The sequence below is a fragment of the Kribbella sp. NPDC023972 genome (assembly GCF_040639075.1).
In the GTDB taxonomy this organism is placed as follows: domain Bacteria; phylum Actinomycetota; class Actinomycetes; order Propionibacteriales; family Kribbellaceae; genus Kribbella.
In genome coordinates, this window is sequence record NZ_JBEZZH010000001.1 from 935,297 (window position 1) to 947,117 (window position 11,821).

The following is an 11,821-nucleotide window of genomic DNA, read 5'->3' on the forward strand; positions in this document are numbered from 1 at the left end:
ATCCGCGGAAAACCGGGCCGAAATCGACGACTCGGCGGATGAGGCCCGGGGGCGTGTCCACCGGATGGGGGACACGGGGTCCGTCGGATGGGGCTCCCGGGGATGGGGGTGTGGGCGGGAGGGTTGGGGGTATGGAGATCGATGAGGCTGTGAGGGTGCGGGGGCTGGTGAAGCGGTACCCGGACAAGGTGGCGGTCGATGGGGTGGACCTCGACATCCATCGGGGTGAGGTGTTCGCGCTGCTCGGGCCGAACGGGGCCGGCAAGACCACGACCGTGGAGATCCTGGAGGGCTATCGCCGCGCCGACGCGGGGGAGATCAGCGTGCTGGGCGTCAACCCCGCGCGGGCCGACCGGCACTGGCGGGCGCGGCTGGGGATCGTCGCCCAGAACTCCCGCGACGAGGCCGAGCTGTCCGTCGCCGAGTTGGTGCACCACTACGCCGGGTACTACCCGGCTCCGCGCGACCCCGACGAGGTCATCGCCGCGGTCGGTCTGACGGAGAAGCGCCGTACCCGGACCCGCAAGCTGTCCGGCGGTCAGCGTCGCCGCCTCGATGTCGCGCTCGGCGTGATCGGCAACCCGGAGCTGCTGTTCCTGGACGAGCCGACCACCGGCTTCGACCCCGAGGCGCGCCGGCAGTTCTGGACCCTGATCGAGAACCTGCGCACCGCGGGCACCACCATCCTGCTCACCACCCACTACCTGGACGAGGCCGAGCACCTGGCCGACCGGGTCGGGGTGATCGCCGACGGCCGCATGGTCGAGGTCGCGACGCCCGAGACGCTCGGCGGGCGCGGCGCAAGGACCGCGCGGGTCTCGTGGCTGTCGCCGGACGGGATGCGCGAGATCCGCACCGACCAGCCGACCGCGGAGGTCGCCCGGCTGATGGCGGAGTACGGCGGCGCGGAAGTGCCCGAGCTGGAGGTACGGCGGCCGAGCCTGGAAGACATCTACCTGGAACTGATCGGAGCGGCCGCGGCCGCTCCGGTGCTGGAAGGAGCAGTGCAGTGAGCGTCGCCGAAAGGAGCACCACGGCCGGGACCGCGTTGCCGTCGCCGATGAAGGTCGGGCTGTCCCGCACCGGGCTCGAGGTGAAGCAGTTCTTCCGGGAACGCGAGCAGCTGGTCTTCACGTTCTTCTTCCCGATCATCTTCCTGGGCATCTTCTCGGCCGTCTTCAGCGGCACCGATTTCGCCGCCGGGGTCGACGCCGCCACCTACTTCACCCCGGGAATGATTGCCTCCGGCATCTTCCTCACCAGCTTCCAGTCACTCGCCATCACGATCGCGATGGAACGCGACGAGGATCTGCTGAAACGGCTGCGCGGTACGCCGATGTCCGCCCAGTCGTACTTCATCGGCAAGATCGGGCTGGTCCTGGTCACGTCGATCCTGCAGTTCGGCCTGCTGCTCGTGATCGCCGGTCTCCTGCTGGGTGTCGACATTCCTACCGAGCCGACGAAGTGGCTGCACTTCCTGTGGATCTTCGTCCTCGGTACGGCGTCCGGGTCGGTGCTCGGCATCGCGTTCTCCGTCGTACCGAAGTCGGGGAAGGCCGCGTCGGCGGTGGTGACGCCGGTCGTCCTGCTGCTGCAGTTCATCTCCGGGGTGTACTTCGTCTACAGCAGCCTGCCGGAGTGGATGCGCACGGTCGCGGAGTTCTTCCCGCTGAAGTGGCTGGCGCAAGGGATGCGATCGGTGTTCCTGCCGGATGGGTTCGAGGTGAACGAGCCGGACGGGTCGTGGCAGCTGGGCCTGGGGGCCGTGGTGCTGTCGGTGTGGCTGGTGGCCGGGTTGATCGTCGCGCAGCGCGTCTTCCGCTGGACCCGCCGCGACGCCGGCTGATCGTCGACAGTCAGCCCTGCGGATCGCCGACAGTCCGCCCCGGGGATTGCCGACGGTCAGTGCGGCGGACTGTTGAAAATCGACAGTCGCGTGGCAGGACCCGGTGCGGCGATCTGATCGTGGAGGAAGATGGTGAGCGTGGAACCGAAGCGGGTGGACGAGCCGATCTGGATGCGCACGCTGATCGGCTGGCACATCGTGTTCTGGGTGCTGCTGGTGATGACGCTGGTCGTCTCGCTCTCGGCCGACTTCAGCCCGGATCGCCGGATTGTCTACCTCAGTGCGTTCGTCGTGCTCGCAGCGATGTACCAGTTCGTCGGGTCGCCCGCGATCAGCTCGCGTCGGCTGCTCCCGTCGTACGCGTATCGGATCGTGCTGATCGGGTGCCTGATGGTGCTGGTCGCGCTGTATCCGCAGTCGGTGTTCCTGATGTTCATCGCGTCGGCGCAGATGTGGTTGCTCTCCGAGCAGGTACGGGAAGGCGCGGCCTTCAGCCTGCTGCTGGTGATCGGTGTGGGTGCCGCGCAGTTGTGGAACGCCGGGTGGGGCTGGGACGCGTTCTGGGCGATCCTGCCGTGGATGGCGGTCAGCCTGGTTGTCACCCTGCTGTTCGGGATCTGGATCGAGCGCGTGATCACCCAGAGCCAGCAACGGGCCGAGCTGATCGAGGAGTTGCAGTCCGCCCGGGACGAGCTCGCCGAGGCGCACCACACCGCCGGCGTGATGGCCGAGCGGGAACGGATGGCGCGGGAGATCCACGACACGCTCGCGCAAGGCATGACCAGCATCGTGATGCTCGCGCAGACGGCCGCGGTCGAGCTGCGACGCGGCGGCACCGACAGCGCCGCGGCGCGGTTGGCGGCGATCGAGGACACCGCCCGGGAGAACCTGGCCGAAGCACGGGCATTGGTTGCCGCGTTCACCCCAGTCGCGTTGTCCGAGGCAACGTTGACCGAGGTGTTGCGGCGGCAGGCCGAGCGGTTCGCGGCCGAGACCGGTGTCGACGTACAGGTGTCGCTCGACCTGCCGGACGAGGAGGTCGCCGCGCTGCCGCAGGGGCAACAGGTGGTGTTGTTGCGCTCGGCCCAAGAGGCGTTGGCGAACGTGCGCAAGCACGCGGCCGCGACGCAGGTGCTGATCACGCTGGGCCTGTCCGACGACGGCGTGTGGATCGAGATCCGCGACGACGGGACCGGGTTCACGCCCTCGACCGCCGATGCCGGTTACGGGTTGGCTGCCATGCGAGGGCGGGTCGAGGAGTCGGGTGGTTCGGTGCAGGTGGAAAGCGCGCCCGGTCGGGGTACCCGGGTGCAGGTGTTGATCCCAGCGGAGGACTTGTGATTCGGGTACTGGTGGTGGACGACCATCCGGCGGTGCGGTCGGGACTCATCGGGATGCTCGCGGTGACCGACGACATCTCGGTGGTCGGCGAGGCCGGCGACGGCGCGGAGGCCCTCGCGCTCGTGGAATCGACCAAGCCGGACGTCGTACTGATGGACTTGCGGATGCCACGGATGGACGGAGTGGCCGCGACCGGTGCGATCGTGTCCGGGTATCCCTCGACGCGGGTCCTGGTGCTGACCACGTACGACACGGACACGGACATCCTGCACGCGGTCGAGGCCGGTGCCGCCGGCTACCTGCTGAAGGACACCCCGCACGTGGAACTGCTCGACGGGATCCGGGCCGCGGCCCGTGGCGAGACCGTGCTCGCACCGCCCGTCGCCGCCCGGCTGATGTCCCGCCTCCGTACGCCGTCCGCACCGGCGGCCGCGCAGCCGTCGCCCCGCGAGCTCGAGGTGCTGGCGGCGGTCGCGCGCGGGCTGAGCAACGCGGAGATCGGCCGCGAACTGTTCATCGGCGAAGCCACCGTCAAGACCCATCTCCAACGCCTCTTCACCAAACTCGACGTCGACGACCGCACCCGAGCCGTCACCGTGGCGATGGAACGAGGCCTTCTACCGTCACCCGGCCGCTGATGGGAGTGGTCTATCCGCCCTCACCCGGCCCTGAGCGGAGTGGTCCTGCCGCCGGGCGCTGACCCGGCTACCGGTGGAATCCTCTGGTGTCAGACGGCCCGCCCGTCCCGTAACGACGGTCCTGCTCCCCCATGCCGTACTTGCCGCGCGGGCCCTGCCCAGTCGGCGGGGTCAGGCCGGCCCGGGCCGCCTTCGCCAGGTCGCTGGTCTCGATGATCGCCTCGCGCGTGGCGGGCCCCGTGATATCGGTCTGACCCCGCAGACCTCTCAGGGCTTCCCCAGCCACGCTCAAGTCGGTCTCCAGCGTCGAGCTCGTTTGCTCGACCGCAGCGGAGTGCTGCCAGCTCTCGTCGGCGTCCAGTTCGGCTGTCTCGAACTGCTTCGCCAGGTAGCGGGCCGATTCCTGCCGGCTCATCGACCTACCGAGAGTGTCGCCGGCCGTGGCGAGGGCGCCCTTGAGGTTGTCCAGGCGTAGCCGGAACCGCCGAGTCTCCGGCGTTTGGCGATCGAGTAAGTGCTCGAGGCTGTCGAGGTGCTCGATCCCCTTCTCTATCGCTTTCGAACTCCGTCTCACGAGGCCGACGAGTCCGTCGATGCCTTGTTCTGTCTCTGCGATCCGCTCCACCAGCGCACCCGCAGTCGCCTGAGCAGCCCCGAAGGTTCGACCAACGTCCGCCCAGGCGTCGAGGCGCTCGTTGTCGTTGCCGGAGGACGCATACTTGCGCTCCGCTTCGCGCACTGGGTCAACGAGACCCCGCAGGTTCCGGACATCCTGCAAACGGTCTGCGATCAACGAACCGTATCGATTGTCCTGCGCGAGGACGGCTACGGCTTCTATCCACCCGCGAGCATCATTGAGCTCGCGCTTGATCTCCGCGGTCAAGCGATCAGCGGCGTCCTGCTTCTCGCGGGGCATCATTCTGCTGGCTCCGTCGTCTGCCGCGCGAGCCGGTCGTCCTCGGCCAGGGCCGCGCGCAGCATCTCGCCGACCCGCTGGACCTCCTCCTGGGCGGCTCGCAGTTCACGTTCGACCGCCTGCTGCGGCGTCTCCTCCGTCGGCTGGTCCGGCACGTCGTACTCCTTGTCCTGAGGTCACTCGTCCGACGAGCGTAGACGCGGGCCAGTCCATCGCCGCCCGGCTTGCCCGCGGCTCCGGGGACCTCGGCGCGATCCAGGCCGGTTTCAGCGCGTACGTCGTACTCGGCGCGTACAGGTGGCGGGCGACCGTCTGCTCGGTGATCCGGTCCGGCTTGAGCTTGCCGTCGGCAACGTCTCGCGCGATCGACCGCATCGCGTCGGCGAATCGCCCGGGCCTGGCACTGACCGGCTACCGGGTGATGCCTTTGCCTTGCGATGGGCCACCCGTCCCATGACGACGGTCCTGCTCCCCCATGCTGGAGCCCCCGCGCGGATCCGCCGGCGGCGGATTCAGGCCGGCCCGGGCAGCGTCCGCCAACTCGGCGCTCTGGCGCGCCAGCTTCTCGCCCTGAATGGTTGCCTCATGTGCGGGGTACGCGGTGATCTGGGCCTGACCGCCCAGACCTGCCAGTCCTTCACGAGCCACACTCAGGTGGGTCTCGAGCTGAGAGATCGCCGTGTTGACCGCGGCAGAGTGCTCGCCGCGGCCATCGACTGAAAGCTGGGGTGCGTCCTGCAGTTTCGCCGCCGCGACCCGAGCCGATTCGACTCGGGTGGTTGCCCTCGTCACTCCGGCGCCTGCCGTGGCAACCGCGACTTGGAGGTGCTTCAGCCGGACCCGCAACTGTTCGGTCTCCGACGTTCGTTGTTCAGGCAGTTGCTCGATGGCGTCGAGCTGCTCGAGCCCGCTGTTGATCCGCTCCGAGCTCAGCTTCAGGTTCTCGGCGAGAGAGCCGAGGTCCTTCTTCGCCTCGTCGATCCGAGCGACCAAGATGGTCGCGGCCTTCTGGGCCTGGCCGAAAGCCTGACGAACCTCGTCGTCGGCACGCCGGCTCCGACTACTCAAGTCGTCTGCACGTTCATACCCCGTCTGGGGGCGCAGCAGAGCTTCACTCGCGGCCCGGTCGAGCGTCCGAGCTTTGCCTTCGGCCTTGCGGACCAGGTCGGCGCCTTCGCGCAATACGTCGACATCGCGCAGACGGTCGGCCAGGACTCTGTCGAGTTCACCGTCCGCACGCGCGGCGTAGGCCACACCCTCCACACTCGCGCGAACCGTGCTCAGCGACTGCGCGATCTGCCGGGTCCGGTCCGCGACATCTGCCTCGACGTCCATCAGTTCCCGGTCTCCTTCGCCTCGCGCGCCAGTCGGTCGTCCTCGGCCAGGGCTGCGCGCAGGATGTCGCTGACTCGACGGACCTCCTCCTGAGCGGCCCGCAGTTCCCGTTCCACCGCGTGCTGCGGCGTCTCGTCCGTCGGCTGGTCCGGCACGTCGTACTCCTTGTCCTGAGGTCGGTCGTCTTGTCCTATGTCGGTCGTCTTGTCCTAGGTCGGTCGTCTTGTCCTAGGTCGGTCGTCCGACGAGCCTAGACGCATGCCAGTCCATGGCCGTTCTGGCGGACCGAGGGCCGTCGTACCGGACTCAGCCGTCGGCGACGACCGGGTTGGGGATCGCGCCGCCGTACCGGCGATCCCGTTGGGCGTAGATCTCGATCGCGCGCCACAGGTCGCGGCGGTCGAAGTCGGGCCAGAGCGTGTCCAGGAAGACCATCTCGGCGTACGCGAGCTGCCAGACCAGGAAGTTCGACGTACGCTGCTCACCCGACGAGCGGACGAACAGGTCCACCTCGGGGATGTCCGGCGCGTACAGGTGCCGGGCGACCGTCTGCTCGGTGATCCGGTCCGGCTTGAGCTTGCCGTCGGCAACGTCTCGCGCGATCGACCGCATCGCGTCGGCGATCTCCGCGCGACCGCCGTAGTTCACGCAGAACTGCAGCGTGATCGTGTCGTTGTGCTTGGTCCGCTCCTGCGCGTACTCCAGCTCGTCGATCACGCTCTTCCACAACCGCGGGCGCCGCCCGGACCACACCACCCGCACGCCCATCGCGTCCAGCTCGTCGCGGCGCCGGTGGATCACCTCTCGGTTGAACCCCATCAGGAACCGCACCTCGTCGGGCGAGCGCGACCAGTTCTCGGTCGAGAACGCGTACGCCGAGATGTATTTCACGCCGATCTCGATGCCGCCCTTGATCACGTCCAGCAGCGACGCCTCGCCGGCCTTGTGCCCCTCGGTCCGTGGCAGCCCCCGCTGCTTCGCCCAGCGCCCGTTCCCGTCCATCACGATCGCCACATGCCGAGGCACCAACTCCGCCGGAATCACCGGCGGCCGAGCCCCCGACGGATGCGGATCCGGCGCCGCAACCACCTTCTCCCCCACCCGCTCCAGCCCCACACCCCGACCCCGACGACGACCAATAGGCGACATACGCAGCAGTCTCCCCCACCCCCACCCCTGTGGATAACCCACCCCGCCGAGTGCCTGGCCGAGACTGTTTCGAGTTGAATTGGGTGCCGCCGCCGCGCGGTACGACGACGACCGAAGCCGCGAGTGCTGGACCACGCCAGCGGCGTTTGATCAACCCTCCGCGGGCTTGGTCCGACCGCGTAAGCCGCCTCCGCCGCGGCTGCTCAAGGGTGTTCGACGGTGAACTCGTAGTAGCCGGGGCGGTGAGGAGGTGATGGGGCGGGATCTAGGCGCGTCGAGGGTGCGGGCGACGAGGGTCGCGGCGGCGACTGCTACGGCCCGCCCGCTGAGGCTGTGCGCATGGGAGGGCCTAGGAACACGGACGCGTTGAGTGCGGTGGGGCGGTGGCTGGCCCCTCTGAGGCGACCAGGACTGGGCGGAGGTCGGTGATGCGGAGGGGTATGGAGCGGCTGAAGCTGAGGGGAATGTCACCTTGCATGCCGCCGCCGGTCCAGTGGACGTTCCAGTGGGCGGTCGCGGTGACTTGGAACTTTCCGTCCTTCTCGCAGCGGGAGGTCTTCAGGTACTTGTGACCGCAGGTCGGCGAGGGTGGGATCTCCTTCAGTGACTTGCCCTCGGCGTTTGCGCGGGTGAACGGCGTACCTGCGCCTTTGCAGGTCACCACGGCGCCGGGACCCATCGACCACTCGATCCGGTCCACCGTGCCGGTCGCGACGATCGTCACGCCGCCGAGGGTCGCTTGTTTGGTGAGCGGACCTGTGGTGTTCGCACCGGGATCGGTCACCCACATCCAGACCGGCACATTCACGATCCCGTCCCCCGAAGCGCTCTGCACATGCGGCGACAAGCCAAGCTGCGGCGCCCGGAACGTCATAGTCTCCACCACCCGCTGAGCCGCCACCCGCGGGTCAATCGTCGCGGGCTCGCCCGGCTCACGGATTACGGGTTCAAACCGCTCGATCCCCTCCGGCCTGCCATCCACTACACCCAGCACCACCCAGCATCGGTAGAACTTGGTGCCGGGCGGATAGTCACTTGCCGAATGAACCAACGAAACCAGGCTGTCCGTGGGCGTGAGGTAACACCCCGAGGCCGCATCCCAGAACCCGTTCTCAGTCCGGCACGGGATCGCCTGCCCCTCAAACACACACCCCGACTGACCGCCCCCTGCCGCTCCCGGCGTCCGGCCGGTCTTCTCGGTTGAGGACGTCGATTCGCCCGTCACAGCAATGCGGCACTGACCGGTCAACCGGTTCCTCTCGCAGTCCGGGCCTGCGGGACTTGGCGTCGGCACGCCGGGAGTCACTACAGCTGTTGGTAGACCGACCAGCAGGCCAGTCGTCGCGATCAACGCGGTCAGCATTGTGCCCCCTGATTCTTGCCCTTGATGACCCTCCAACTGCCGTCGATGAGCTGCAGATCTCGGTTGTCCAGCCAACGAGTCGGCGTACCAGGCAGCCGCACACTCTTCCCAGCGGCATCGACAACCTGAGTCTTTGACGTGTCGTAGCAGGCCTGAACGGTTGCTGTGGTGAACTTTCCGGCCGGCGTCTCGTCCAACTTCACCGGCTTGACCCAGATGATCTCGGTGGTCCCGATGGACCTGATCTTCTGGCCGCGATAGTTCTCGGCCTCGATCTGAGAGGCGCGGAGCTCGACGCCAGCCGCCACCGACGGGAGACCCTTCACCTCGGTCCCGCCGCTGGCCATCATCGCGTCGGTCACCTGGATGTACCGGCGGTAGGCGGCGACGGCTGCGGCGCCGGCTTGCTCTGAGGGGGTGGCTGGGGTTGGCGTGGCGCTCGTCGGGGCGGTGGAGGGGGTGAAGGGTGGAGGTTGGGGGTTGTCGGGGCTGCAGGCGGGGAGGGTGGTGGCGACTGTGGTGATGATGGTGGCTGTGGCTAGTCGCCTGCGCATTGGGGCCCTCCGGAACCGAGTTGGACTACTGAGAGTGCAACTGTTTCATACGTTCGGTTCCTGGAGTGGGGGTTATCCACAGGGTTTAGGGGGTTAGGTCCAGGTGGGGGAGGGAGCGGAGTTGGTGGTCTTGGTGGTAGGTGAAGAAAGCGGCTATGAGGCCGGTGGCTTCGCGGCGGGTTCGGGGGTCGGCTTGGAGGGCAGTGGGCCAGTCGCCGGTGAGGAGGGCGGCCAGGTGGGTGACGGTGGCGGGGGCCGGCATGGCTGAGGCCGGCGGGCGGCAGGTCGAGCAGACGACGCCGCCGGCGGCGGGGTTGAAGGCTCGGTGCGGGCCCGGTTCGCCGCAGCGGGCGCAGTCGCCGAAGGAGGGGGCGTAGCCGGAGATGGCCAGGGAGCGGAGGAGGAAGGAGTCGAGGACGAGGCCTGGTTCGCGTTCGCCGGTGGACAGGACGCGGAGGGCGCCGGCCAGCAGGAGGTGCTGCTGGGTCGCGGGTTCCTTCTCCTCGACGACGAGGCGGTCGGCGGTCTCCAGCAGGACGGTGCCGGTGGTGTACCGGGCGTAGTCGCCGACGATCCCTTCGCCGTACGCCGCGATCGAGACGGCTTGGGTGACCACGTCGAGGGTGCGGCCGGTGGCGAGTTGCAGGTCGACGTGGCTGAACGGCTCGAGCCGCGCGCCGAAGCGGGACGACGTACGGCGGACGCCCTTCGCGACGGCGCGGATCTTGCCGCGGCCGCGGGTCAGCAGCGTGGCGATCCGGTCCGCTTCACCCAGTTTCTGGGTGCGCAGCACGATCGCCTCATCCCGGTAGAGCGGCACCCCACCAGTCTCTCACCCGCGGGCGACATACTCCTCGAGGCTGGTCGGCCGGCGGCCGGTGATGTCCTCGACGGCTGAGCTGACCTCGCTCAACTCTCCGCTCGCGATGGCGGCGTACGACGTGACCCAGCCGGCCACCTCCCACGAGGGAGCGCCGTACACCTCGCGGGAGCGATAGGCCTCGTCCAACGTCTCCGCCTCGTACCGGACCTGGCGGCCCCAAGCGGACGAGAGTACGGCGGCTGCCTCCGCCAGCGTGAATGCGTCCGGACCGGTCAGGTCGTACGTCGCACCGGAGTGGCCCGGGTCCACCAGAACCCGGGCCGCCACCGCCGCCACGTCGTCACGACTGACCGCCGCCACTCGCCCGTCCCCCGCCGGTCCGCGAATCACGCCGTCCTCGCCGACGAACCCGGTCACGAAGTCGAGATACAGGTTGTCCCGAAGGAAGGTGAAGTCGACGCCCAGCGACCGGATGTGCTCCTCGGTGTGCCAGTGATCCCGGGCGAAGGTGAACGTCGCTCCCGGTGACGCACCCAGGAACGACGTGTACACCATCCGCCGCACACCGGCCGCCACCGCGGTGTCGACCGTTGCCTTGTGCAACGCAACCCGGTCCGCGGATTCCGTTGCACTCAGCAACATCAGGGTGTCGACCCCGTCGAGCGCAGCGGCGAAGGCCTCTTCGCCGTACGCCGCCTGCACCACCTCGGCACCCGGCAGATCCAAGGCCCGGGTGGGATCGCGCACGATCAGCCGCTGCGGTACGCCGGCATCCGCCAGCCCGCGCGCGATCCGGGAACCGAGCCGGCCGGTGGAACCGGTGACACCGATCACTTGCCCACCAGGTCCATCCCGCCTTGGGTGTAGCGCTGGCCGGACACCGCGTCCGGCGGGAACGCCTCGTCCAGCGCGGCCAGGTCGTCCGCGGTCAGCTCGACGTCGGCCGCGCCGAGGTTCTCGGCCAGGTACTTCCGCCGCTTCGTGCCCGGGATCGGCGCCACGTCGTTGCCCTGAGCAAGCAGCCAGGCGAGGGCGAGCTGCCCCGGGGTGACACCCTTGGCCGCCGCGAGCTCGCGCACCTTCTCGACCAGGTCGAGGTTGCGCTGGAAGTTCTCACCGGTGAACCGCGGCAGGCCCCGCCGCATGTCGTCGGGCTCGAAGTCGTCCGGCGACTTCAGTTGCCCGGTCAGGAAGCCGCGGCCGAGCGGGCTGAACGGGACGAACCCGATCCCGAGCTCACGCAGCGTGGGCAGTACGACGGTCTCCGGGTCGCGGGTCCACAGCGACCACTCGCTCTGGACGGCACTGATCGGATGGACGGCGTGTGCGGCCCGGACCGTCTCGCCGCTCACCTCGGACAGGCCGAGGTAGCGCACCTTGCCGGCCTGGACCTGCTCCCCCATCGCGCCGACGGTCTCCTCGATCGGCACGTTCGGGTCTCGCCGGTGCAGGTACCACAGGTCGATGTGGTCGACGCCGAGCCGGCGCAGCGAGGCATCCAAAGCAGAGCGGGCGTAGGCCGGACTGCCGTCGACCACATTCGGCAGGGCGTTGCTCTGGGCCGGCTTCTTGAAGCCGAACTTGGTCGCCAGGACCACCTGGTCGCGGCGGCCGGCGAGTGCGCGGCCGACCAGTTCCTCGTTGGCGCCGTCGCCGTACACGTCGGCGGTGTCGATGAAGGTGCAGCCGGCGTCGATGGCGGCGTGCAGGGTGGCGATGGATTCGGCCTCATCCGTCGTCACACCGTAGGACTGGGACATCCCCATGCAGCCGAGGCCGAGGCAGGAGACGTGCAGGTCACCAAGCTTCGATTCACGCATACCCCGAACCTACCGTCGTTGCCGATTGCCGTGGGC

14 protein-coding genes are annotated in these 11,821 nt (G+C 68.7%); 4 read left to right on the top strand and 10 right to left on the bottom strand.

Annotation, left to right across the window (positions count from 1 at the left end; translation table 11 throughout):
• Positions 1-131 precede the first annotated feature (131 nt).
• The 4 genes from AB0F43_RS04195 to AB0F43_RS04210 all read left to right on the top strand — a co-directional run bounded on the left by AB0F43_RS04195 (position 132) and on the right by AB0F43_RS04210 (position 3,825).
• The gene (locus AB0F43_RS04195) at positions 132-1,013 is read left to right on the top strand and encodes an ABC transporter ATP-binding protein (RefSeq protein ID WP_360470379.1); all 882 of its coding nucleotides are present in this window, start codon (positions 132-134) and stop codon (positions 1,011-1,013) included.
• A complete protein-coding gene (locus AB0F43_RS04200; RefSeq protein ID WP_360470382.1) occupies positions 1,010-1,846 on the top strand; it encodes an ABC transporter permease in 837 nt (278 codons plus the stop codon). Before AB0F43_RS04195 ends, AB0F43_RS04200 begins: the two co-directional genes overlap by 4 nt.
• A 129-nt stretch (positions 1,847-1,975) precedes the next feature.
• Positions 1,976-3,187 carry a sensor histidine kinase gene (locus AB0F43_RS04205; protein ID WP_360470385.1) on the top strand — a complete coding sequence of 404 codons (1,212 nt, stop codon included), beginning with the start codon at positions 1,976-1,978 and terminating at the stop codon, positions 3,185-3,187.
• Positions 3,184-3,825, top strand: coding sequence for a response regulator transcription factor (locus AB0F43_RS04210; RefSeq protein ID WP_360470388.1), 642 nt, complete (start codon positions 3,184-3,186; stop codon positions 3,823-3,825). The genes AB0F43_RS04205 and AB0F43_RS04210 overlap by 4 nt, the downstream gene beginning before the upstream one ends.
• A 67-nt stretch (positions 3,826-3,892) precedes the next feature.
• Here the strand turns inward: AB0F43_RS04210 and AB0F43_RS04215 are convergent, their stop codons facing one another.
• The 10 genes from AB0F43_RS04215 to AB0F43_RS04260 all read right to left on the bottom strand — a co-directional run bounded on the left by AB0F43_RS04215 (position 3,893) and on the right by AB0F43_RS04260 (position 11,785).
• Entirely contained in the window at positions 3,893-4,744 is an 852-nt protein-coding gene (locus AB0F43_RS04215) for a hypothetical protein (protein ID WP_360470391.1), read from the bottom strand.
• Positions 4,741-4,896 carry a hypothetical protein gene (locus tag AB0F43_RS04220; RefSeq protein ID WP_360470393.1) on the bottom strand — a complete coding sequence of 52 codons (156 nt, stop codon included), beginning with the start codon at positions 4,894-4,896 and terminating at the stop codon, positions 4,741-4,743. The genes AB0F43_RS04215 and AB0F43_RS04220 overlap by 4 nt, the downstream gene beginning before the upstream one ends.
• 256 nt (positions 4,897-5,152) lie before the next feature.
• Positions 5,153-6,076 (bottom strand): hypothetical protein, encoded by a 924-nt coding sequence (locus tag AB0F43_RS04225; protein WP_360470396.1) that lies wholly within the window; start codon positions 6,074-6,076, stop codon positions 5,153-5,155.
• Positions 6,076-6,231: a hypothetical protein gene (locus tag AB0F43_RS04230; RefSeq protein ID WP_360470399.1), complete on the bottom strand. Its 156-nt coding sequence runs from the start codon at positions 6,229-6,231 to the stop codon at positions 6,076-6,078. Before AB0F43_RS04230 ends, AB0F43_RS04225 begins: the two co-directional genes overlap by 1 nt.
• Positions 6,232-6,382: 151 nt before the next feature.
• Positions 6,383-7,225, bottom strand: a complete 843-nt coding sequence (locus AB0F43_RS04235; RefSeq protein ID WP_360470401.1) for an isoprenyl transferase — start codon at positions 7,223-7,225, stop codon at positions 6,383-6,385.
• Positions 7,226-7,574: 349 nt separating this feature from the next.
• The gene (locus tag AB0F43_RS04240) at positions 7,575-8,588 is read right to left on the bottom strand and encodes a hypothetical protein (protein ID WP_360470403.1); all 1,014 of its coding nucleotides are present in this window, start codon (positions 8,586-8,588) and stop codon (positions 7,575-7,577) included.
• Positions 8,582-9,142 carry a hypothetical protein gene (locus tag AB0F43_RS04245; RefSeq protein WP_360470406.1) on the bottom strand — a complete coding sequence of 187 codons (561 nt, stop codon included), beginning with the start codon at positions 9,140-9,142 and terminating at the stop codon, positions 8,582-8,584. Before AB0F43_RS04245 ends, AB0F43_RS04240 begins: the two co-directional genes overlap by 7 nt.
• Positions 9,143-9,227: 85 nt before the next feature.
• The gene (gene recO / locus AB0F43_RS04250) at positions 9,228-9,962 is read right to left on the bottom strand and encodes a DNA repair protein RecO (RefSeq protein WP_360470408.1); all 735 of its coding nucleotides are present in this window, start codon (positions 9,960-9,962) and stop codon (positions 9,228-9,230) included.
• 12 nt (positions 9,963-9,974) lie between these two features.
• On the bottom strand, positions 9,975-10,799 hold the full coding sequence (locus AB0F43_RS04255) for an SDR family oxidoreductase (RefSeq protein ID WP_360470411.1): 825 nt from the start codon (positions 10,797-10,799) through the stop codon (positions 9,975-9,977).
• Entirely contained in the window at positions 10,796-11,785 is a 990-nt protein-coding gene (locus tag AB0F43_RS04260) for an aldo/keto reductase (RefSeq protein ID WP_360470412.1), read from the bottom strand. The genes AB0F43_RS04255 and AB0F43_RS04260 overlap by 4 nt, the downstream gene beginning before the upstream one ends.
• Between the last annotated feature and the right edge of the window lie 36 nt (positions 11,786-11,821).

Bases quoted from the DNA above. Each gene is read 5' to 3' on its own strand.
- AB0F43_RS04260 (WP_360470412.1), bottom strand. From the start codon at position 11,785: ATGCGTGAATCGAAGCTTGGTGACCTGCACGTCTCCTGCCTCGGCCTC.
- AB0F43_RS04205 (WP_360470385.1), top strand. From the start codon at position 1,976: ATGGTGAGCGTGGAACCGAAGCGGGTGGACGAGCCGATCTGGATGCGC.
- AB0F43_RS04240 (WP_360470403.1), bottom strand. From the start codon at position 8,588: ATGCTGACCGCGTTGATCGCGACGACTGGCCTGCTGGTCGGTCTACCA.
- AB0F43_RS04245 (WP_360470406.1), bottom strand. From the start codon at position 9,142: ATGCGCAGGCGACTAGCCACAGCCACCATCATCACCACAGTCGCCACC.
- AB0F43_RS04225 (WP_360470396.1), bottom strand. From the start codon at position 6,076: ATGGACGTCGAGGCAGATGTCGCGGACCGGACCCGGCAGATCGCGCAG.
- AB0F43_RS04215 (WP_360470391.1), bottom strand. From the start codon at position 4,744: ATGATGCCCCGCGAGAAGCAGGACGCCGCTGATCGCTTGACCGCGGAG.
- AB0F43_RS04195 (WP_360470379.1), top strand. From the start codon at position 132: ATGGAGATCGATGAGGCTGTGAGGGTGCGGGGGCTGGTGAAGCGGTAC.
- AB0F43_RS04235 (WP_360470401.1), bottom strand. From the start codon at position 7,225: ATGTCGCCTATTGGTCGTCGTCGGGGTCGGGGTGTGGGGCTGGAGCGG.